The sequence below is a fragment of the Deltaproteobacteria bacterium genome (genome assembly GCA_003696105.1).
Taxonomy (GTDB): domain Bacteria; phylum Myxococcota_A; class Polyangia; order Haliangiales; family J016; genus J016.
In genome coordinates this window covers 1-21,222 of the sequence record RFGE01000139.1, presented here as the reverse complement: position 1 = coordinate 21,222, position 21,222 = coordinate 1, and the positions used below count along the sequence as shown (strand labels likewise).

18 protein-coding genes are annotated in these 21,222 nt (G+C 75.7%); 12 read left to right on the top strand and 6 right to left on the bottom strand.

Going from position 1 to position 21,222, the window contains the following annotated elements; translation table 11 throughout:
* From D6689_09570 to D6689_09545, 6 genes are all read left to right on the top strand, one after another.
* The coding region (locus tag D6689_09570; GenBank protein RMH41994.1) for a hypothetical protein at nt 1-178 on the top strand (178 nt) is incomplete at its 5' end.
* Nucleotides 175-933 (top strand): hypothetical protein, encoded by a 759-nt coding sequence (locus D6689_09565; GenBank protein ID RMH41993.1) that lies wholly within the window; start codon nt 175-177, stop codon nt 931-933. The genes D6689_09570 and D6689_09565, both read left to right, overlap by 4 nt.
* A 20-nt stretch (nt 934-953) precedes the next feature.
* Nucleotides 954-2,192 (top strand): hypothetical protein, encoded by a 1,239-nt coding sequence (locus tag D6689_09560; GenBank protein RMH41996.1) that lies wholly within the window; start codon nt 954-956, stop codon nt 2,190-2,192.
* Between the two features lie 240 nt (nt 2,193-2,432).
* The gene (locus tag D6689_09555) at nt 2,433-2,750 is read left to right on the top strand and encodes an HU family DNA-binding protein (GenBank protein RMH41992.1); all 318 of its coding nucleotides are present in this window, start codon (nt 2,433-2,435) and stop codon (nt 2,748-2,750) included.
* Nucleotides 2,751-2,968: 218 nt separating this feature from the next.
* The gene (locus D6689_09550; protein ID RMH41991.1) at nt 2,969-3,172 is read left to right on the top strand and encodes a hypothetical protein; all 204 of its coding nucleotides are present in this window, start codon (nt 2,969-2,971) and stop codon (nt 3,170-3,172) included.
* Nucleotides 3,123-3,809, top strand: a complete 687-nt coding sequence (locus D6689_09545; protein ID RMH41990.1) for a hypothetical protein — start codon at nt 3,123-3,125, stop codon at nt 3,807-3,809. Before D6689_09550 ends, D6689_09545 begins: the two co-directional genes overlap by 50 nt.
* Here D6689_09545 and amrA read toward each other — a convergent pair.
* Nucleotides 3,763-4,338, bottom strand: a complete 576-nt coding sequence (gene amrA / locus D6689_09540; protein RMH41989.1) for an AmmeMemoRadiSam system protein A — start codon at nt 4,336-4,338, stop codon at nt 3,763-3,765. The two genes, D6689_09545 and amrA, sit on opposite strands and share 47 nt — an antisense overlap.
* Nucleotides 4,339-4,389: 51 nt before the next feature.
* Nucleotides 4,390-6,600, bottom strand: coding sequence for a hypothetical protein (locus tag D6689_09535; GenBank protein ID RMH41988.1), 2,211 nt, complete (start codon nt 6,598-6,600; stop codon nt 4,390-4,392).
* A 74-nt stretch (nt 6,601-6,674) separates the two neighbouring features.
* Here D6689_09535 and D6689_09530 point away from each other — a divergent pair, with 74 nt between their 5' ends.
* Entirely contained in the window at nt 6,675-8,864 is a 2,190-nt protein-coding gene (locus tag D6689_09530; GenBank protein ID RMH41987.1) for a hypothetical protein, read from the top strand.
* A 217-nt stretch (nt 8,865-9,081) separates the two neighbouring features.
* On the opposite strand, the gene D6689_09525 is transcribed toward D6689_09530, so the two are convergent.
* From D6689_09525 to D6689_09515, 3 genes are all read right to left on the bottom strand, one after another.
* Entirely contained in the window at nt 9,082-9,975 is an 894-nt protein-coding gene (locus tag D6689_09525) for a hypothetical protein (protein RMH41986.1), read from the bottom strand.
* Between the two features lie 46 nt (nt 9,976-10,021).
* A complete protein-coding gene (locus tag D6689_09520; GenBank protein RMH41985.1) occupies nt 10,022-13,018 on the bottom strand; it encodes a hypothetical protein in 2,997 nt (998 codons plus the stop codon).
* A 111-nt stretch (nt 13,019-13,129) separates the two neighbouring features.
* Nucleotides 13,130-14,806, bottom strand: coding sequence for a DNA alkylation response protein (locus D6689_09515; GenBank protein RMH41984.1), 1,677 nt, complete (start codon nt 14,804-14,806; stop codon nt 13,130-13,132).
* A gap of 91 nt (nt 14,807-14,897) precedes the next feature.
* Between D6689_09515 and D6689_09510 the strand changes: the two genes are divergently transcribed.
* The 5 genes from D6689_09510 (at nt 14,898) to D6689_09490 (ending at nt 19,676) form a co-directional block, all read left to right on the top strand.
* Nucleotides 14,898-15,533: a sigma-70 family RNA polymerase sigma factor gene (locus D6689_09510; GenBank protein RMH41983.1), complete on the top strand. Its 636-nt coding sequence runs from the start codon at nt 14,898-14,900 to the stop codon at nt 15,531-15,533.
* Nucleotides 15,530-16,225, top strand: coding sequence for a hypothetical protein (locus tag D6689_09505; GenBank protein RMH41982.1), 696 nt, complete (start codon nt 15,530-15,532; stop codon nt 16,223-16,225). The genes D6689_09510 and D6689_09505 overlap by 4 nt, the downstream gene beginning before the upstream one ends.
* Nucleotides 16,222-17,181 (top strand): hypothetical protein, encoded by a 960-nt coding sequence (locus D6689_09500; protein RMH41981.1) that lies wholly within the window; start codon nt 16,222-16,224, stop codon nt 17,179-17,181. Before D6689_09505 ends, D6689_09500 begins: the two co-directional genes overlap by 4 nt.
* A gap of 90 nt (nt 17,182-17,271) precedes the next feature.
* The gene (locus D6689_09495) at nt 17,272-18,045 is read left to right on the top strand and encodes a class II aldolase/adducin family protein (protein ID RMH41980.1); all 774 of its coding nucleotides are present in this window, start codon (nt 17,272-17,274) and stop codon (nt 18,043-18,045) included.
* On the top strand, nt 18,030-19,676 hold the full coding sequence (locus tag D6689_09490; GenBank protein ID RMH41979.1) for an NCS2 family permease: 1,647 nt from the start codon (nt 18,030-18,032) through the stop codon (nt 19,674-19,676). The genes D6689_09495 and D6689_09490 overlap by 16 nt, the downstream gene beginning before the upstream one ends.
* A gap of 870 nt (nt 19,677-20,546) precedes the next feature.
* On the opposite strand, the gene D6689_09485 is transcribed toward D6689_09490, so the two are convergent.
* Nucleotides 20,547-21,176 carry a hypothetical protein gene (locus D6689_09485; GenBank protein RMH41995.1) on the bottom strand — a complete coding sequence of 210 codons (630 nt, stop codon included), beginning with the start codon at nt 21,174-21,176 and terminating at the stop codon, nt 20,547-20,549.
* Nucleotides 21,177-21,222 lie beyond the last annotated feature (46 nt).

The following is a 21,222-nucleotide window of genomic DNA, read 5'->3' as shown; positions in this document are numbered from 1 at the left end:
GGCGATCGCGCGCGGCGCGTTCGGCGACATTCGCCGGTCGATCGACGGCGGCAAGGGAGCCGACGGCGTCATCGAGCGCGCGCCCGACTACGTCAACCCGATCCTGGACGCGCTCGAGGCCGACGCGCCGGCCATCGCGCTGCCGCTCGAGCGGCCGCGGCTGCGGGAGGTGCCATGACCGCCGCCCCCAAGAAGCGTCCGCCGCAGCCGATCCGCGCCTACGGCGACCGGATGGGCGACGGTGCGCTGCAGATGGCGTTCACTTTGCCGGTCGCGCCGTCGGCGCGCGCCAAGGAGGCGGCCCGCCTGTACGCCGAGGCGCACGGCCTGCGCCACGTCCTGGTCGCCACGATGGAGCGGGCGGGCGACAACTTCAGCTTCTTCGTCGTGTTCGGCCGGTCCGAGCACACGCTCGACTATTCCGACATCGAGGTGCCCGAGGTGGGCGCCCCCGAGTGGACGCCCAAGCAGATCAACGACCTGATCAAGCGGAAGATCGGCCGCAAGATCGTCGTCGTCGGCGCGTGCACCGGCTCGGACGCGCACACCGTCGGCATCGACGCGGTGCTCAACGTCAAGGGGTACGCCGGCGACAAGGGGCTCGAGGCCTACCCGTGGATCGAAGCGCACAACCTCGGCGCCCAGGTCGACAACGCGCAACTGCTGGCGCGCTGCAAGGAGCTGGGCGCCGACGCGGTGTTGGTGTCGCAGGTGGTCACGCAGCGCGACGTGCACCGCGAAAACGCGCGCGAACTGATGGACCTGGCGCGCAAGCGCGGCATGCGCCACTTGCTGTTCGTGCTCGGCGGGCCGCGCATCGACAACAAGCTCGCGCTCGAACTCGGGTTCGACGCCGGGTTCGGCCCCGGGACGCGGCCGCGTCAGGTCGCCGCGTTCCTCGTCGATCAACTCATCCGGAGGCAGCAGGGATGAAGGCGACCATTCGCCTGCGCATGTCCGCGCACGACGCTCACTACGGCGGCGGGCTCGTCGACGGCGCGCGCGTGCTGGGGCTGTTCGGCGACGTCGCGACGGAGCTGCTGATCCGCACCGACGGCGACGAGGGCCTGTTTCGCGCCTACGAGCAGGTCGACTTCCTCGCGCCGGTGTACGCCGGCGACTACCTCGAGGTGACGGCCGAACTGGTCGCCCGCGGCCGCACGTCGCGGCGCATGCGGTTCGAGGCGCGCAAGGTGATCGCGCCGCGCGCGGACGTGAGCGACTCGGCGGCGGATCGGCTCGCCGAGCCGGTGGTCGTGGCGCGGGCGGTGGGCACGTGCGTCGTGCCGGCCGCCAAGCAGCGGCTCGGCGGTCCGCCGCCCGCGATCGTCACGGCCGCCATCGTCGGCGCGGAGACGACGCGCGACCACACGCCCTACCTGCCGCTGACGGCCGCCGAGATCGGTCAGGAGGCGCGCCGCTGCGTCGACGCCGGCGCGGCGGTCATCCACCTGCACGCGCGCGAGCCCGACGGTACGCCGACGCAATCGGCCGAGCGATTCGGCGAATTCATCGCCGCCATCCGCGCACACACCGACGCGATCATCCAGGTGTCCACCGGCGGTGCGATCGGCATGTCGATCGACGAGCGCTGCGGTCCGTTGACGCTCGACGGCGACCTCGCGCCCGACATGGCCACGCTCAACGTCGCGACGATGAACTTCGGGGACGACGTGTTCGTCAATCGCCGGCCCGACGTCGCGGCGGTCGCCGAGCGGATCGCCGGCCGCGGCCTGGTGCCGGAGATCGAGATCTACGACCTCGGGCATCTCGACGCGGCCCGCGAGTTGGTGCGCCGGGGACTGGTCGCCGAACCGTTGCACTTTCAATTTGTTTTGGGCGTGCCCGGCGGGCTCGCGGCGACCGAGCGCGCGCTCGAACTCCTGGTGGCGGAACTCGACGATGGGTTCCCCGGCGATACGACCTGGGGGGTCGCCGGCGTCGGGCGCTGGGAGTTTCCGATGGCCGAGCTTGCGTTGCGCCGGGGCGGCCACGTGCGCGTCGGCCTCGAGGACAACATCTACCTCGACAAGGGTGTGCTCGCCGAGGGATCCGCGCCGCTCGTCGACCGCGCGGTGCGGATGGCGCGCGACGTGGGCCGCCCGATCGCGAGTCCGGCGGAGGCGCGTCGACTGTTGGGCATCGGGTCCGCCGCGCCGGCGCGGTCCGGATCCGGCGCGTCGACGGAGTGACGCCCGGTTACGCAGCGGGAGCGGCGCGCACGGCGGGAGCGGTGTCGCGTCACCCTTGACAGGTCGGTTTGCCGTCCCTAAGGTGGGGGCGGTTTCTTTCGCGCGGCAGCGCGCTACGCCATTCGCCGCACCGAAACGACTCGACGACCCAGGGCACATAGGGGGACGGCAATCGGCGATGCCAGCGGCAGTCGTCGAGTGGCGGAGGGAAGGCGAAGGTTCCGCAACCAACGAACGGCAATGACGAAGCAAGAGCTCATCGATCGCATTTACCGAACGCGCGGCCTGCCCAACGGTGTCACCAAGAAGGCGGTCAAGGAGATCGTGGACGGCGTGTTTAGCGAGCTGAGCGACTACTTCGTCAAGTCGAAGGTCACGCGCAACCAGACGCCGAAGTTCACGTACCCCGGGTTCGGCACGTTCGTGAAGAAGAAGCGCGCCGAGCGCAACGGACGCAATCCGCGCAACGGCGCGCCGATCAAGATCCCGGCGATGCGCACCCTGTCGTTCACCGCCAGCGCCGACCTCAAGGCGGTGATGAACGCCGACAAGAAGTAGGTGGACGCGGCCGCCGAGTTCGCGGCCGAGGCCGACCTCGCGCGCGTCGAGGCGGCGCTGGTGCCGGCGCTGATCGAGGCGCGCATCGGGCAGTGGCGGGCGATCGTCGCGGGGCGCGCGCTGGCGCCGCCGGCGCCCGCGGAGTGCTCGGCGGGGGTCGAGCGCTGGCTCGCCGCTCGCCGCCGGCACCGCCGTGCGGAGCTGCTGTGGCGCCTGGTGTGCGCGCTGCGCGTCGAGGCGGAGCCTCCGGTGGCGGCCGCGGTGGTCGCGGGCGACGCGGCCCGGGCGCGAGCGGCGCGCGACCGGGCGGCGCGCCGGCGCGGCTGGCCGTCGTTCGCCGCGCTCGCGCGCGAGCTGGCAGGCGCGGCCGAGGTGGACGCGGCGCTGCAGGCGGCCGGCGGCGGTGCGCGCGTGGCCGATGACGGCGCGTCGGCGTGGGACGGGGCGGCCGGAACGCTGGCGGGTCGGTCCCCGGCGGCCGCCGTGGACGCCATCGCCGAGGCCGTCGAGGCGCTCGGGCTGTCGCTCGGCGGCGTGCATATCGACGCGTCGCTCGTGGGCACCGCCGGGCCGGTGCGCGCGTGGACGGTGCCGGTCGATCCGCCGCGCGACGTGCGCGTGTGGGTCCGCGCGCCGCACGCTCCCGCCGGCTGGCGCGCGCTCGCGCACGAACTCGGGCACGCGGCGTTCGCGCGCGCGCACGACCCGGCCCTGCCGTGGGGCCTGCGCGGCGGCACGCCGCGGGCGGTGCACGAGGCGGTCGCGCTGGTCGTCGAGCGGGTCGCCGGCGCGCGCCGGCCCGCCGGCTCGGTGCGGTCGCCGGCGCGCGTCGCCGATCCGCTCGGAGCGCCGGCATACGCGGCCGGCGCGCGGCTTGGCGCGGTCGTCGCGGCGCGCCTCGCGGGGCAGCCTCCGGCCGCGGTCGGCCGCGCGCTCGCGCCGGCTCTGGCCGCCGGCGGCGCGGTGGCTGCCGGCGAATGGCTCGCCCGCTGCGGCGCGCCCGGCGCGCGCGTCAGCCGCGCGCCGGCAGGTCGCGCTCGCCGAACACCTGAGCGGTGAACACCTCGACGACCGCGTCGGGGGCGCGCCAGCTCCCCGGTGGCAGCCCCGCCTTGAGGCACACGTGGTCGAGGAAGGTCTGTGCGTCCCAGCCGTGCTCGACGGCGACCTGGGGTAACAGCAGACCGCGGTGGAATGCTTTGGTCAGGCACAGGCCGTGGCGGCCGACTTCGATCTCGTCGGGGCCGCGAACGCGACGGCGGCCGCCGAGCACCGAGATCTCGATGTCGATGTCGTCGACCTCCTCGGCGCGCACCGGCTCGAACCGGCCGTCGCGCGACGCCGCGGCCACGGTCATCTCCTGGACGACCTTGTACAGCGGCTGGGTCTCCTGCAGGGTGCCGATGCACCCGCGCAACTGGCCGTCGCGGTGCAGGGTGACGAACGCGCCGGCCGGATCGAGCAACGACTGGCGGTGCGGGCGGCCCGGCGGGACGAAGCCGGTGCGCGTGTACTCGCGCAGGGTCGCGCGCGCGATGCGCAGCAGCTCGCGCTTTTCGTCATCGGTGAGGATGTGGTCGTACGGCATCCGGCGGCGACTGTAGCGCGGTTCACGGGCGCCGTCACCGCGCGGCCGGCGTCAGCCGCGGGGCAGGTCGACCTCGATCCACTCGAGCAGGCGGTCGCGCAGGGCGGCGGCGCGCGCCGGGTCGGCGGCAAAGCGATCGACGCGCTCCTCCGGGTCGTCGGCCAGGTCGTACAGCTCCCAGCGGTTGTCGGAGATCCGGTAGATGATCTTCCACCGCCCGTCGGCGGTGACCATCATCTTCCACTCGTGGTTCCACGACGGCGCGGGCAACAGCTCCGCGAACGCCGGCCGCGGGTCCACGGGCTCGCCGGCGAGGTAGGGCACGAGGCTGCGGCCCGCGAACGCCGGCGGCACCTCCGCGCCCATCAACTCCGCGAGCGTGGGCGCGACGTCGATCAACATCACCGGGTCGTCGACCCGGCGCGGCGCGACGCCGGGCACGCGCGCGATCAGCGGCACCCGGAGCAGCTCGTCGTAGAGCGTCTGGCCGTGGAAGTACATGTTCTTGCCAGCCACCCGGTGCACGCCGAACGCCTCGCCGTGGTCGGACACGACGACGACCGCCGTCGTGTCCGACAGCCCGTGCCGGTCGATCGCGTCGAGGATGCGGCCGATCCAGCGGTCGGTGTACGCGATCTCGTAGTCGTACTTCTGCACGAGGCCGGGGATGCCGCGCTCGGTCACCGGGAACTCGTCGTGGGTCATGTAGCGCGAGTGCGGCTCGAACAGGTGGACGAACAGGGCGAACGGCTGGCTGCCGCCGGCCAGCTCGGCGAGCTTGGCCTCCACCCGCGGCACGATCCGCGGCGACGCGATGTCGGTGTTCGACCCGGCGATGTCGAGCGCGCCGGCGTTGTCGTAGTCGACGAAGCCCTGGGTGATGCCGCGCTCGGGCGTGAAGTAAAAGTGGGAGGAGATGCCGACGGTGCGTACGCCGGCATCGCGCAAGACCTCGAACACCGTGATGTTTTCATCGAGAATGTTCGAGTAGTTCTTGAAGGACTTGTCGACCGCCACACGCGACGGGAACCGCGACGTGAACAGCGATGGAAACGACCTCGGCGTGTTGGGCGCCTGGGCGTACGCGCGCGCGAAGTAGACCCCTTGGCCGGCCAGGGCGTCGAGGCGCGGCGTGAGCGATCGGCCGTCGCGGCGGTAGCCGTTGATGCCGAGGCGGTCGGCGCGCAGCGTGTCGACCGCGATGAGCACGACGTTGCCGCGGAAGTCGAGCGCGCGGCGGCGCGCGCCGGCCGCGCCGGGCGCGGGGGCGGTCGCCGCCGCGGGCGCGGCCGCGGGGCGGTCGCCGCCGGCGCAGTTGTCGTCGATGCCGTTGCCGGGGATCTCGGCGGCGCCCGGGTGGACGGCCGGGTCGTGGTCGTCGCAGTCGGGGCCGCCGAGGAACGCCGAAAACCCGTCGCCGTCCGCGTCGCGCAGCGCGCGCACCGCGGCGATCGCGCGCCGGGCGCCGGCCGTGCGATCGACCAGGCGCGCGAGCGTGTCCGGCGCCGGGGGCGCGCGCAGCGCCAGCGGCGGCACGGCGATCGCGACGACCGCGCACGCGGCGCCGGCCGCGCGCCGCGCCGGCCGGGAGCCGAGCGTCCGGCGCCACACCGCCAGCGCCGCGCACCACAGCGCCGGGCACGCGGCGACCATGGCGGCGGGGCCGAGCGGCAGCGCCCGCCAGTCCAGCCGCGCGAGCACGATCGCCGCCCCGCCCGCCGCGGTGGCGGCGACGCCGGCCGCCGCCACCACGGCGGCCAGCGGGACGCGCCGCGGGCGCGGCAGCCCGCGCGTGACGCGGCGCGCGAGCCGCTGCGCCGGCAGGGCGACCAGGGCACACGCGGGCGCCGCGGCGGCGATCGCGATGCCGAGCAGCGCGGCGCCCGTGCCCGCGCGTTCGACGCCGGCGACCAGCCGCAGCGCGAGCCCGGCCGCGACCGTCGCGAGCGCCGCGGCCGCGATCGCCCCGGCCACCAGCCACGCGGCCACCTCGCGATCGAGGCGCGCGTCGGTCTGTAGCCGCCGCCAGGCGCGCGCGACCGCCCGGTCCCCGAACGTGGCGCGCCAGCCCGCGGCCACCGCGGCCGCGAGCGCGGCGGCCGCGAGCGCCGGCCACAGGTACAGCGCCCACGCGACGGCGAACGTGCCGCCGGCGGACCCGGGGCCGCCCGCGGAGATCGCGGTGTCGATGGCGGCCAGCCCGGCCGCGGCACACACGGCGGCGAACGTCCACGCCGCCGCGGAGTCGAATGTCGTCTGCACGCGCCGGTTTTATAGCGCGAAATCGATCCGTCCCGCCGCCCGGCGCCGCGGTCGTGGTAACACGCGGGCGCCCGATGCGTTCGCCGATGCGATGGATCGTCCCGGTCGCGGCCGCGGCGCTGGGGATCGCCTGCCGCGGTCGCGACGACCTCGACGGCCGCCGCGCGCCGATCCCCGGACTTCCGGCGCCGCCGCCGGAATGGCGCCCGCCCGCCGGCGGCGCCGAGGTCGCGTGGGACTGGGTTGCGAACCGGGCGGCGATCGCCGGGCATCTCGGCGGCGCGCTCGTCGTCGACTGCGGCGGCCCGGACGTGGCCAAGTACATCGAGGCGCCTCGCTCGTCGTGGCACCTCGGTCTGCGCGTCGACGGCGTGGCGGCCGCCGCACCGGACGGGCTCGCCGGGGAGCTGCAACTGCCGGTCGACGGCGACCCCGGCGGCGTCGCGCGATCGGCCGGCGGCGGCCTCCGCGTGTGGTTCTACGCCCGGTCCGCGGTCCCGGATCAGCTCGTGTCGGTGTTCTTCAACGAACATCGCCTGCGCGACGTGGCGCTGCCGCGGGCCGAGTGGGCGTGGTACGGGGTCGACGTGCCCCCGTCGGCGATCGTCGCCGGGGACAACAAGCTGCGGTTCTACTTCCGGGCAGCGGCCGATCTGGCCGGCGTGCGCACGGCCGCGGCGTTCGCGACGATCGCGGTGGGCGCCGAGCGGCCGGCCGCCGAGGGGCCGGCCGTCGCGTTTCGCGCCGGACCGGTGGACCGGCCGGCGGGACGGGCGCCGGCGCTGTCCGTGACCGGGCCGTCGCGGCTGTCGGCGTGGCTGCGCGTGCCGGCGGACGCGCCGCGCCTGGTGGTCGCGCCGGCGGGCGACGGGGCCGGCGTCGCGGTCGCGGTCGATGGCGAGGTGGTGTGGCGCGGCGTCGCCGAGCCCGACTGGGCCGAGCGTTCCGTCGACCTGTCGCGCGCGGCCGGGGCGCTGGCGCGCATCGACCTGTTGGCAGACGGGCCGGTGGCGTGGGGGCGCCCGGCGGTGGTGCGCGCTCCCGCGGCCGCGCCGGACGCGCCCGACCCGCCGCCGCGCCCGGACGTGATCGTCGTGTGGACGATCTCGTCGTTGCGCGGCGATCGCGTGTCCGACGATGCGACGCCGACGTTGGCGCGGCTCGCCCGCGAGGGACTCTATGCGCCGGCGTTCGTGGCGGCGTCGTCGGCGCCTGCGCCCGCGCACGTCGCGCTGCTCACGGGGCGCTATCCCGACGGGGACCGGCCGGCGCCGGGCGCGCCGACGCTCGGGGCGCGCCTGGCCGCGGCCGGCTACGCGACGGCGCTGGTGAGCGGCAACGGCTTCGTCCACGACGAGGCGGGGTTCGCCCGCGGCTTCGCGCGCTACGAAAACCCGATGCGCCGCCGCCAGGCGCACGGCGCGCGCGCGCTGTGGCACCGGGCGAAGCGGTCGCTGCCGTCCGCGGCCGGCCGGCGCGCGTTCGTCTACGTCGCGACCGTCGAGCCGCACCTGCCGTACGTCCCGAGCGACATCTCGATCGGCGCGGCGTGGGGCGAGCGGCCGACCGGCGCCATCGAACCGGCGCGCACCGCGCAGGTGGCCGAGGCGATCGCGCGCGGTGCGCTGCGGCCGACCGCCGGCGACCGGGAGTGGCTGGTCGCCCTGTACGACGCGTCGGTGCGCGACGCGGACGCCGCGCTCGCCGCCGCAATCGAAGACCTGCGCGAGCTCGATCTGTTGTCGCGCACGGCGATCGTCGTGGTCGGCGACCACGGCGAGGAGCTGTTCGAAGATGGGCGCCTCGGCCACGGGCACTCGCTGTCGCCGGTGCAGCTGCTGTCGCCGCTGATCGTGTGGTATCCGGCGCGGGTTGCGCCGCGCCGCATCGACGAGGCGGTCGATGCAGTAGATGTCTATGCAACCGTTTTGGACCTGGCCGGCGTGCCGCTGAACCCGGAGGCGCAAGGTCGATCGCTGTTGGCCGCAAGCGGCGGTCCCGCGTTCGCGCGCCTGCCGGGCTGGGGCAGGGCGGTCGTCGCCGGCGGATACGCGTTCGTCGTCCCGCGCGCCGGCCCGCGCGCGCTGTACGACCTGCGGGCCGATCCGGCCGCGACCGTGGCGCTCGATGCGCACCCGCGGGTCGTGCGGTGGCTGCGCGGGCTGCTGGGGCTGCACGCCGCGTACGAGCGGGCGTGGCGCAAGGCGCGCTGGGGGACGCCCGACGCGCTCGCGCCCGCGTTTGCCGCGGACCACGGCCGCTGACCACCGTCGCGCTGGGCGCTCGCGGCCTCAGGGGCTGTCCCTGGGTGGCTGTTGTGCATGGCCGCGGCCTGCGGTCGCGATCTGCGGGCGATCGTCGGCGTCCGTCCTCGCGCCCTTCGGTACCGTATGCGTATACGCGCCCTCGAGCGCTGTGGGCGTGCGCCGCACCTCGCCTCGCATCGCGAACCTCGCTGGCGCGCCGATACGCAACCGCCACCTAGTCGAGTCGGGCTTCGATGTCGTCGCGAGACGGAAGCCCGGCCAGCGGCCCGAGCGCGGCGCACGACAGGCTCGCGGCGACCGTCGCGAACGCGACGCAGCGCTCGAACGGGGCCCGCCCGACCAACGCCGCGGCGAACGCGCCGTGGAACACGTGCCCGGCGCCGGTGCAGTCGACGACGTCGACCTCCGGTGCCGGCTGGCGAACCAGGCGACTGCCGTCGATGCCGATGGCGCCGGCGTCGCCGAGGGTGATCACGACCGCGCGCGGGCCCAGCTGTTGCAGTTCGAGGAGCGCGTCTTGCAGTTCGCCGCGCGGGGCGATGTCGGCGGCGAGCCGCTCGGACGCGATCAGCACGTCGGCCAACGGGATCAACTCGCCGACGCCCTCGCGCAGCTCGCCGGCGTCGACGATCACCGGGACGTCGCGCTGCCGCGCGATCGCGGCGACGTGGGCGTGCGTCGCCGGGTCGCTCGCGTCGACCAGCAGCGCGCGCGCGCCGGCGAGCAGGTCGTCGGCGGCCACGTCTTCGGGGCGCAGCGGCGGCACGTCGCCGCCGGCCGCGAACGTGCGCCCGCGCGGTCCGCCGCCGACGGCCGTGAACGTAAACGGCGACAGCTGGCCGGGCCCGTAGACGAGGGACGCGTCGATGCCGGCATCGCGCAGCGCCGCGCCGGCGTGGCGGCCGAGGAAGTCGTCGGCGAGCTTGCTGGCGAGCCGCACGTGGCAGCCGAGCGCGGCGCATGTGACCGCCGCGATCGCGCCGCCGCCACCCACCTGGATCGACACCTGGCCGAGCGGCACGCGGTCGACCGCGTCGTCGACGTGGCGACCGGCTCCGTAGAACGCGACCGCGCAGCGGCCGACGACAGCGACGGTTGGACGGCTCACTTGCGGCCATCATACACCGGAGGGCGGCACGGCTGCGGGCGCTCGGTCAGCGGCGCAGCGACTCGGCGCGTCCCGGCGCGGCGCGGGCGAACCGGGACAGCGCGCCGACGCCGTCGCGGAACGCGCCGAGCCCGTAGTGCGCGCGGCCGTAGTAGTACAGCGCGGCGGGGCGGCGCGCGGCGTACGCGGCGTCGCGCACCAGCGGGCGCAGCGTCGCGCGCGCGGCGGCGAGGCGCACCGCCTTGAACGCCGCGTACGCGCGCACCAGCTCGACATCGCGACCGGCCCCGGTCGGCGCCGCTCGCGGCAGGTCGCGCGCCGCGCGGTCCGCGTCGCGCCACCGGCCGGCGGCGAGCAACCGATAAACCTGCGCGAGCCGGGCGGCCGCCACCGCGTCGGGCGGATCGAACAGCGCCGGGTCCGGCGCTGGCAGCGGGTCGTCCTCGGTCGCCAGCGGCAGCTCGGGGTCGTCGACCGTGCGAACGCGGGTGAGGTCGACCAACACGGCGAGGTCGCGCACGCCGGCGCCCGCGCTCCGCGCGCGATCGATCCATGCGCGCGCTTCGCGCCGGCGGCCGTGCTCGAGCAGCGATCGCGCTAGCGCCCGCAGCCGGGCGGCGCGGGTCGCGCCGTCGCCGAAACCGGTGGCGATGCCGGCCAGCCGACCGTAGGGCCAGCCGTCGGCGAAGATCGCCTCCGACATCGCCAGTCGGCGGCGCGCCGCGGCCATCAGGTCCCGCGGGGCGCGGTACTCGAGCTGCGGCGCGTCGTCGGAGTTGACGTCGGCGCCGGCGGTAAACGGCGGCAGCTCGTCCGGTGCGAGGATCAGGTTCGCGGCGAGGTCTTCGGCGCGGACGATGCCGCCGCGCGCAAGCTCCGGCCCCACCCGCGGATCGCGCATCGCCGCGTGCAGCCGGTCGAGGTCGACCGCGAGCGGGCGCGTCGAGCCGATCAAGAACGTGTCGCTCGAGTGCGCGTCGGCGGTGAACGCGTAGACGTAGGGGAAGGCGTCGGCGAAGGTCCGGTAGATCATCTTCACGGTGCGCGGGCTCAGCTCGTACAGCTGCGCCCACTGGCAAAACAGGCCGCCGTCGCGCAGATGGCGCCTCGCGAGCGCGTAGAACTCGCGCGAAAACAGGCTCGCGACGCCGGCGATCCACGGATTGGACGGCTCGGACACGATGACGTCGTAGCGGTCGTCGCCGGCGAGCAGCAGGTTGCGTCCGTCGCCGACGTGCCGCTGCACGCGCGGGTCGCGCTCGGGGTGATGGTTGTAGGGGCCGAAGAACCGGTCGGCGGCGCGGTAGACCTCCGGCTCGAGTTCGGCGACGTCGATCCGCCGCACGGCGTTCGACTGCGCGATCGCGCCGACGGTGATGCCCGACCCGTAGCCGATCACGAACACGTCCTGGCGGTCGCCGCCGTGCAGCAGCACCGGCAGCAGGCCGAGGCGGATCTGCGTCGGCATGTCGTGGATCGTGGATGCCTCGACCTTGCCGTTGTTCTTCAGGATCGGCCCGCGGCCGAACTCGACGCTCACGGTCGTGCTCACGCCGTCGGCGTACGACAGCACCGGGCGCTCGAACAGGCCGCCGGCCGCGATGTAGCGCTCGACGACGTGCGCGCGGAACACGCCCGCCGTGAGCGCGCTGCGGTCCCAGCCGGGCGCCGCGACCGCCGCGACCGCGATCGCTACCGCGCCCGCCGCCCACGTCGCCCGCCGCCGGCCGCCCGCGCGCCACAGCAGCGCCGCGGCGAGCGCGGCGTCGGTCGCGACCGCGGCGCGCAGCCCTCCTTCGAGCCCGAGGGTGGGCAGCACGACGAACCCGCCGGCGAACGCGCCCGCGATCGCGCCGGCGGTGTTGAACGCGTACGCGCGCCCGACGTCGCGCCCGACCGCGTCGTGGCGCCCGGCGACCGCGCGGATCACGAACGGCATCACGCCGCCGAGGCACAGCGCCGCCGGCAGGATCGCGAGACCCACGACCACGAGGTGGACGGCGAGCAGCGCGCCGGGGTCGAGGCCGGTGCCGGCGGCGAGCGCGACGTACAGGCCCGGCAGGTCGTCGGTGATCGCGGCGGTGACGGCCGTCGCCGCGGCGACGCCCGCGAGCAGCAACCCGAGCGCCCGCAGCGGCCGTTCGGTGCGCGCCGCCCGCGGCGCCGCCCACGCCGCACCGGCCGCGATGCCGACCAGGAACACCACCAGCACCAGCGAAAACGAGTAGACGCTCGAACCGATGACGATCGCGAGGGCGCGGCTCCACAGCACCTCGAGGGACATGGCGACGGCGCCGGACAGGGCGAACGCGGCGACGGCCCAGCGGCGGGCCGCGGCGTCGGGCGGCGTCGCGGCGGCCGCGGTCGCCACGTCGGGCGCCGGCGCGCCGGCGAGCGCCGGTGCGCGCCGCCGCCAGGTCGACGCCACCGCGGCGACCGCACCCGCCAGCAGCAGCGCCGCCGCGCCGGCGCCGGCGTTGGTTGCTCGTACACCGAAGAGCGGCACGAGCCAGAACCCCGCGGCCGCGGCGCCGCACACCGCGCCGGCCGTGTTGGCGGCGTACAGCCGGCCGACGTGGCGGCCCAGCGCGCCGAGCGCCTCCGGCGCGGCGGCCGCGCGCCGGCTCAGCAGCGGCAGGGTCGCGCCCATCGCGGTCGTCGGCACGAGCAGCGCGGCGCCGCACAGGCCGAACCGCGCGAGCGCCAGCAGCGCGGGGGCGTCGCCGAGCCGGCTCCACAGCCACGCGTTGGCGCCCCGGTAGTGGCCCACCGCCAGCGGGATCGCGAACGCCGCCGCGCCGACGACGGCCTCGCAGCCGGCGTACCACCAAAGCGGGTCCAGCGAGCGGCCGGCGACCCGGTCCGCCGCGCGACCGCCGAGCCACGACCCGAGCGCCAGCCCGCCCATGAACGCGGCGAGCACCGTCGAGATCGCCAGCGACGACGAGCCGAACACGTCGATGAGCTGGCGCACCCACACCACCTGGAGGACCAGGCTGGTGGCGCCGGACACGGCGAACGCGGCGACGATCAGCGCGGGCACGGCGGGTCCGCGGCGCGCCGATCGAAGTGCGCGGGAGGCGCCGGCCGCGCCCGGCGGCCGCACCGCCGTCCGGCGTCGTGGAACCGCACCGCCATCGACCGCGCGCCGCGCCTACGCGGGCTCGCCGACCGTCCCGTCGACGAGCGCGTCGATATCCTCGGAGCGCACCGGCGCGTCCGGGTCGATGTGGCGGCGGATCAGCCGGCGGGCCGCCGCCGCGTCCACCGCGTCGCCGGTCGCCAGCAGCGTGGCCAGCTCGTAGGCGAGCAGGGTGCGGTCGGCCCACCGCTTGGCGCGCGGTGCCACCTGGTCCGGCGACAGGCCGGCGAACTCGGCGAGCTCGGCGCGCGTCCACCGCGCCAGATCGCCGACGCGCTCGGCCTCCGGCCCCGACGCGCGCGCGAGCCGGGCGTCCGTCTCGTCGAACAGCGCGGTGTGACAGCCCTTGGACGCGGCCCGCAGCGTGTCGAGCACGAGGATGTTCGTCGTGCCCTCCCACACTGGCAGCACCTGCGCGTCGCGCAACAGCCGCGGCATCACGCTGTCCTCGATGTAGCCGTTGCCGCCGACCAGTTCGATGCCCTCGGACGCGGCCCACACCGCCAGCTTGGCGGTGGTGTACTTGACCATCGGGGTGAGCATGCGGACCAGGTGCGCGTCGCGCTCGCTGCCGGTGTCGGCGCGGTCGAGCTGGTCGGCGAGGTGGAACACGGCGTGCTTGGCGGCGATCTCTTCGGCGTGCAGGTCGGCGAGGTTCTCGCGGACCAGCGGGTGGCCGATCGCCGGCTTGCCGAACGTATCGCGCGCGCGCAGGTAATCGGTGGCCTCGAACGCGGCGCGGCGAACGATCGACACCGAGCAGAACGCGTTGTACAGCCGCGACAGGTTGAGCATCTCGGCCATCTGCTTGAAGCCGCGGTCGAGGGCGCCGACCTGCTCGGCGACCGCGCCGTCGATCACGACCTCGCCCGTCGGCATCGACCGGACGCCCAGCTTGTCCTTGAGCCGCTCGATCCGGTAGCCGTTGCGAGTTCCGTCCGGCAGGTCGCGCAGCATCAGGAACAGGCCGAGGCCGCGGGTGCCGCCGGGCGCGCCGTCGGGGCGCGCCAGAATCAGGATCGCCTCGGCGTCGACGTTGGAGCAGAACCACTTTTCGCCGTACAGGCGGAAGCGATCGCCGTCGCGCACCGCGCGCGTGGCGTTGGCGCCGACGTCCGAGCCGCCCTGTTTCTCGGTGAGGAACATCGCCCCGCGAACCAGCGCGTCGCGGTCGCGGGCCGCCAGGCGCGGAATGTACGTGCGCTTTTGCGCGTCGTCGCCGAACAGCTCGATCAGGCGGGCGACGCCGTCGGTCATGCACACCGGGCACGACAGGCCGCACTCGGTCTGCGCGAACAGGAACGTGAGCGCAAACCCCGCGACCTGCAGGTCGCCCGGGAACCGGGCGCGCAGCTCCGGGTCGTACTTGCACGCGATCATGCCCGAGCCGTAGGCCAGCTCCTCGAGCTCGCGGTAGGCCGGGTGGTAGTCGATCGCGTCGATCCGGTTGCCGAGCGGATCGTAGCGGCGCAGCACGGGCGACTGCTTGTCGGCGACGTCCGACAGCCGGTTGACGTGCGCGCTCGCGGCCGCGGCGCCCATGCGATCGAGCTGCGGCGCGAGCCAGTCGTGCGCCGGTTGGCTCACCAGCGTCGGCAGCAGCCGCCGCAGCACCGGGTCCTGCCGGTAGAAGTTCGGGGACTGGGCGCGCGGGCGCGCCAACACGCGAAACGGGGTGTCGCTCGTCATGGCATCGCACATTCTGCTACAACTGGGCCGCGCGCGGGCAACGCTTCGCGCGGACGGGCCGTCCAACCGCGCGACGGCCGATGGACGGCCGATGGACGAACCCCGCGTGACCTCCGTAGCTTCCGCCGACAAGCCGCCCGCGGCCGCCGCCGCGCCGCGCACGCGCGCGCGCGACGGCACCGACCCGGACGTCGACCTGATCGCCGCCTGCCGGCGGGGCGACCCGCGGGCCCTCGAACTGCTCTATCACCGCTACAAGCGCCGGGTCTTCGGCCTCGTGACGCGCATCGCCGGCCCCGGCGACGCCGAGGAGGTCGCCCAGGAGGTGTTCGTGCGCATCTACCGCGGGCTGGCCAAGTTCCGCGGCGACTCGGCGCTCAGCACGTGGATCTACCGGTTGTCGGTCAACGCGGCGCTGTCGCACGTGACCCGGCGGCCGCGGCCGCACGAGCCGGACGACGCGCTCGCCGCGGTGGCGGCTCCGGCGGCCCCGGCGTCCGACCCGTACCTGCGCGCGCGGGTCGAGCGCTGCCTGCAGCAACTGCCGGCCGGCTACCGGGCCGTGCTCGTGTTGCACGACGTCGAGGGGCTGTCGCACGAGGAGTGCGCCGAGATCCTCGGCTGTCGCGTCGGCACGTCGAAGTCGCAGCTGCACAAGGCGCGCGCCAAGATGCGCGAGCTGCTCGGCCCGGACGTGGCGCGCCAGCGGGGAGGGCGCAATCGATGAGGTGCCGCGACGTCCAGCGGCTCGCGACCCGCTACGTCGACGGCGAGCTCGACGCGCGCCGCGCGTCCGCGGTGCGCGGCCACGCGCGCGTTTGTTCCGTGTGCAACGAGTTGCTCGCGCGCGAGGCCGCCGTGCGCGACGCGGTCGCGTCGCTGGACGCGGCGGTCGACCCGCCGCCGGAGTTGTGGGACCGCATCGCGGCGCAGGTGGCCGCCGAAGAGATCGCGGACGCGCGCCGGTCGCGGGTGTGGCTGTGGTGGCAGGCGTGGCGGCGACCGGTGACGGCCGCCGCCGCCGTCGTCGCGGTCGCCGTCGCGGTCGCCGCTGCCGTCGCGTGGCGCGGGCGACCCGCGCCGCTCGCTGACGCGCCGCGGGTCGTCGCCGCGGCGCCCGCGCCGGCGGCCGTCACGGTCGAGGACCAGTTCCGCGACGAGCTGGTGCGCGCGGAGGCCCGGTACCGGCGGGCCGCGGACGAGTTGCGCGCCATCGCCGCGGAGGTGCGCCGCGAATGGGATGCCGACCGCTCCGCCGCGTTCGACCGCGCCCTGGCCGACCACGAGCGGCGCCTGCGCGCCGCGCGCCGCGCCGTCGTCGCCGGCGCCGATCCGCGCGGGCACGACGCGCTGTTCGCGGCCTACCGCGACGAGATCGAGTTCTTGTCCGAGCACGCGCTCGCCGGAGGGCCGCCGTGAGCCGCGCGGCCTGCCTCGCCGGGCTCGCCGTGCTGGCGGCCGCGGCGCCCGCCGTCGCGGGCGGCCCGGCACCGGTCGTCGAGCGCGACGAGGTCGAGGTCGCCCCGGCCGACGGGGTCACCGTCACCCGCGTCGACGTCGACAACCGCCTCGGCGACGTCGAGGTGCGCGGCCACGACGCGCCCACGGTGCGCATCCGGGCGGTCAAGCGCGCCGGCGACACGGCGGCGCTCGACCGGCTGAAGGTGTCGCTCGTGCCCGATCCGTCGGGGCCGGTGTGGATCCGCACCTCCCTGGTCGCCGGTCCCGAGGCGCGGCCGCTGCCGGCCGGGTCGGTGCGCATCGACCTGGTCGTATCGGTGCCGCGGTCCGCGCGGGTCGCCGCGACCACCTGGAACGGTGCGGTCACCCTCGCCGATCTCGACGCGGGCGCCACGGTGACCACCAACGAGGGCGACATCGCGATCCGCAACTGCGCCGGGCCGATCGAGACGCGCGGCGCCGCCGGGCGCCAGCGGCTGCGCGACATCTTCGGCGACGTGGACGCCGAGGGCATCAGCGGCGCGGTCGAACTCGACGTCGTGCGCGGCGATCGGGTCGGCGCGCGCATGCACGACGGCGCGATCGTCGCGCAGCGCGTGCAGGCGCGCACCGTCACGCTGCGGACCACCACCGGCGACATCGACTTCGACGGGGTGGCCCCGCCCGGCGGCACGGTCGACATCGCGTCGTACAGCGGCCGCGTGCGGGTCGCGCTGCGGCGCGGCGCGCAGTACCGGGTCGACGCGGCGTCCCGCCGCGGCCGCGTGATCGCGCGCGGCCTCGCGCTCGAGCGGCGCGGCGCGCGCTTCGTCGGCCGCTACGGCGGCGGCGCGCGGCCGGCCGGCCTGGTCGTGCGCAGCCGGCTCGGCGACATCGAGTTCGACGTGCGGGTCGGCCTCGCCGAGCCGCTGTGACGGCGCGGCGCGGCGCCGGCCGCGCCGTCGCGCGCATCCGCGGGCCGCGGCCGCGACCTGCGCGCGATCGGCGGCGTACGTCCTCGTGCGGTGCGCGCGTGCGCCGGATCGCGCGGCGGTTTTCGCGACCTCGCCGGCGCGCCGATGCGCGCCGGCCGTCTGGCCGGAGGGGGCGGGGTGTGTTTACGATGCGCCGCGGTGTACGACGAGGGCGTCATCAAGTTCGAGGCGGACCACCGGGTCGAGCCGCTGTCGCGCGCGCGCTACGGCGACGTGGCGTGCAAGCTGGTCGCGTGGCGGGAGGTGATGGCCAAGACGCAGCTCGTCGGCCAGGATCCCGCCCGGTATGGCGGCGCCGGGTACGGCAACGTGAGCGCGCGCGTCGGGCCACCGTCGGCGCCGCGGGGCGCGCGCGCGTTCCTCGTCACCGGCACCCAGACCGGCGGCAAGTCGCGGCTGACCCTGGACGACTTCTGCGTGGTCGAGCGCTACGACTACCGGCGCAATCGCGTGGTGAGCGCCGGCGCCATCCTGCCGTCGTCGGAGTCGATGACGCACGGGTCGATCTACGACCTGTCGCCGCACATCCGGTTCGTGTTGCACGCGCACTCGCCCGCGATCTGGCGGCGCGCGCGGGACCTGCGGTTGCCCACGACCGATCCGGCGGTCGCGTACGGCACGCCGCAGATGGCCGAGGAGGTGCAGCGCCTGTACCGGACGTCGGCGCTGGCCGAGCGGCGCGTGTTCGCGATGGGCGGCCACGAGGACGGCATCGTCGCGTTCGGCCACACGTTGGCCGAGGCCGGCCAGGTGCTCATCTGCGCGCTGGCCAGCGCGTGGGAGCTGGAATGTCGCGCCGTGTGACCGCCCAGCCGTGGCTGGTGCCCGGCGACGTCGACGGTTTCTTCGGCCTGTTCGTCGACAACCTGATCCAACTCCTGTTAATCCTGGCGCTGTGCACCGGCGCGCTCGGGTTTCCGCGCGACCTGGTGATCGGCACCGTGATCCCGGGCGCCGTCTTGTCGATCGCCGTCGGCAATCTGTTTTACGCGTGGCAGGCACAGCGGCTGTCGGCGGTCGAAGGGCGGACCGACGTGACCGCGCTCCCGTACGGGATCAACACCGTGTCGCTGTTCGCGTACGTGTTCCTCGTCATGCTGCCGGTCAAGCTCGCGGCCGAACGCGGCGGCGCGCCGCCCGACGCCACGGCGCGGATCGCGTGGCAGGTCGGCCTCGCCGCGTGTTTCGTGTCGGGCGCGATCGAACTCGGCGGGTCGCTGGTGGCAGACTGGGTGCGCCGCCACACGCCGCGGGCGGCGCTGCTATCGACGTTGGCCGGCATCGCGATCAGCTTCATCGCGATCGACTTCGCGATCCGCACGTTCGCGAGCCCGCTGATCGCGCTGTTGCCGCTCGGCATCGTGCTCACGACGTATTTTTCCGGCGCGCCGATGCCGGGGCGGGTGCCCGGCGGCGCGTGGGCGGTCGCCGCAGGGGCCGGGGCCGCGTGGCTGTTGGCCGCCGCCGGCGAGCCGAGCCCGGTGAGCGCCGCCGCGGTGTCCGCCGGTGCCGGCGCGGTGGGTCTGTACGCGCCGGCGCCGGTGGTCGGCGATCTCGCGGCCGGCCTGGCGCACCCGCTCACCCGCCAGTTCTTCGTGCCGGTGATGCTGCCGATGGGGCTGTTCAACGTGCTCGGGTCGCTGCAGAACATCGAGTCGGCCGAGGCGGCCGGCGACGCCTACCCGACGCGGCCGTCGCTGGCGGTCAACGGCGTCGGTTCGATCGTCGCCGCCGCGTTCGGCTCGTGTTTCCCGACCACGATCTACATCGGCCATCCGGGATGGAAGGCGCTCGGCGCGCGCAGCGGCTACTCGGTCCTCAACGCGGCGGCGTTCTTGGTCGTCGCGCTGTTCGGCCTCACCGCCTGGATTGCGGCGCTGGTGCCGATCGAGGCGGGGATGGCGATCGTATTGTGGATCGGCATCGTCATCACCGCGCAGGCGTTCCAGGCGACGCCGCGGCACCACGCGCCGGCGGTCGCGGTCGGCCTGTTTCCGGCGATCGCGGCGTGGGGGCTGTTGGTCGCGACGCAAACCCTTGCGGCGGCGGGCATCGCCGCGGGCGATCCCGGGCTGGCCGCCGCCGTCCTCGCGCGCCCGGACGCATTTCGCGCGGCGGGGCTCGACCTGCCGGGGCTGGTCGCGCTGTCGCAGGGGTTCATGCTCGCGTGCGTGGTGTGGTCCGCGGTGTCGGCCCACCTGCTGGACCGCCGGCCCGCCGCGAGCGCGGCGTGGGCGCTCGTCGGCGCCGCGCTCGCGTTCTTCGGCTTCGCCCACGCCGGCGAGGCCGGCCCGTCGGGCGGCATCTACCACATCGGATGGGGCACCGGGACGCGGTGGGCGGTCGGCTACGTGCTGTGTGCCGCGTTTTTCGCGCTGATGCACGTGTGGATGCGCCGGGTGGACGCGCGCCGGGCGCCGCGCGCCGGTGCGTAAGGCGACCCGGCCCCGGTCCTGCGGCCGCGGCGGTGCGCCGCGCCGCCGTGTTGCGGGCCGCGCGGTGCTACAGTCGACACCGGTGGTTGTACAGCCGAACGTACGCCGGGCATGGGGCGTGGTGGCGCTGGCGGCTGCGGTCGCGTGCGCGCAGGGCGACCCGGGCGGCGGCGCGCGCGACGCCGGCTCCGGCGCTGACGCGTTCACCGGCCAGTGCCCCGCGGGACGTGCCAACTGTGACGGCGACCCGGCCACGGTGTGCGAGACGGATATCACGTCCACGGTCGAGCACTGTGGTGCATGCAACTTTCCGTGCGTCTATCCGAATGCGGTCGCCGCGTGCGAGCAGTCGCAGTGCCGATTCGTGCGCTGCCTCGATGGCTTCACGGACGCGGACGGCGATCTCGTCAACGGGTGCGAGTTCGGCTGCGACCCGACCGGCACGGACGAGCCGGACCCGTTTTTCCTCGACGCCAACTGCGACGGCATCGACGGCGACTTCGCGCGCGCGGTGTTCGTCGCCCCGGACGGCGATGACGCCGCGACGGGAGGGCCGGACGATCCGGTGGCGACCATCGCCGCCGGCATCGCCATCGCGGCGGCGGACTCCGCGCGCGACCACGTCTACGTGTCCGCCGGCACCTACGCCGAATCGGTCCCGCTCGTCGACGGCGTGTCGGTCTACGGCGGGTTCTCGCGCGCCGGCGGGTGGGCGCGCGCGGCCGACAACGAGGTGCGCATCGAATGGGGGACCGCGGCCGACGGGCGCATCGTCGCCGTGCAAGGGGCCGACCTCGTCGCGCCGACCGTGCTCGCCGACGTGACGGTCGTCGCGGGCGGCGCCGGTCCGGCCGACGTGGGCGTCTCGGTCTACGGACTGCACTGCGCGCGCTGCCCGGGGCTGGTCGTGCGCGGTTGCACGATCGCGGCCGGAGCGGGGGGCCCGGGGGCCGCGGGCGCGGCGGGGGCCGCGGGCGCGGCGGGCGGCGCGGGCGGAACCGGCGGCAACGGGTCGTGCGACGGCGGCAGTTGGGGCGCCGGCGGGGCAGGCGGCGCGTCGGCGTGCGGCCGCACCGGCGGCACGGGGGGGCGCGGCGGCTCCGAGGGCGACAACGACGGCTTCCCGGGCGGGACAGGGCAGATCGGCACGCCGGGAGGAGCCGGCGGCAGCGGCGGCTCGGACGGCAACGACGGGGCGCCGGGACAAAACGGCACCGCCGGCACGCCGGGCGCGGACGGCGCGGGCGGCGCGGGCGGTTCCGCCGACAGCGGCTTCTGGGTCGGTGCCGCGGGCGGCGCGGGCGGTGCCGGCACCCCGGGCAACGGCGGCGGCGGCGGCGGTGGCGGCGGCGGCCAGGGCGGTCTGTTCGTCAACGGCGGCTCCGGCAACGGCGGCGGCGGCGGCGGCGGCGGCGGTTGTGGCGGCGAGCCCGGCGGCGGCGGCGGGCCCGGCGGCGTCTCGTTCGGCGTGTTCCTGTTCGACTCCCCGGGAGCGCGCATCGACGCGAGCGCCGTGACCAGCGGCGACGGCGGCGCGGGCGGCGCG

What these genes read in the sequence shown, in the direction of transcription:
- D6689_09560 (RMH41996.1), top strand. Translation starts at nt 954, where the DNA reads ATGTCCGCGCACGACGCTCACTACGGCGGCGGGCTCGTCGACGGCGCG.
- D6689_09565 (RMH41993.1), top strand. Translation starts at nt 175, where the DNA reads ATGACCGCCGCCCCCAAGAAGCGTCCGCCGCAGCCGATCCGCGCCTAC.
- D6689_09505 (RMH41982.1), top strand. Translation starts at nt 15,530, where the DNA reads ATGAGGTGCCGCGACGTCCAGCGGCTCGCGACCCGCTACGTCGACGGC.
- D6689_09485 (RMH41995.1), bottom strand. Translation starts at nt 21,176, where the DNA reads ATGCGCGCTCCCGGGGAGTCGAACAGGAACACGCCGAACGAGACGCCG.
- D6689_09490 (RMH41979.1), top strand. Translation starts at nt 18,030, where the DNA reads ATGTCGCGCCGTGTGACCGCCCAGCCGTGGCTGGTGCCCGGCGACGTC.
- D6689_09510 (RMH41983.1), top strand. Translation starts at nt 14,898, where the DNA reads ATGGACGAACCCCGCGTGACCTCCGTAGCTTCCGCCGACAAGCCGCCC.
- D6689_09515 (RMH41984.1), bottom strand. Translation starts at nt 14,806, where the DNA reads ATGACGAGCGACACCCCGTTTCGCGTGTTGGCGCGCCCGCGCGCCCAG.
- D6689_09555 (RMH41992.1), top strand. Translation starts at nt 2,433, where the DNA reads ATGACGAAGCAAGAGCTCATCGATCGCATTTACCGAACGCGCGGCCTG.
- D6689_09530 (RMH41987.1), top strand. Translation starts at nt 6,675, where the DNA reads ATGCGTTCGCCGATGCGATGGATCGTCCCGGTCGCGGCCGCGGCGCTG.
- amrA (RMH41989.1), bottom strand. Translation starts at nt 4,338, where the DNA reads ATGCCGTACGACCACATCCTCACCGATGACGAAAAGCGCGAGCTGCTG.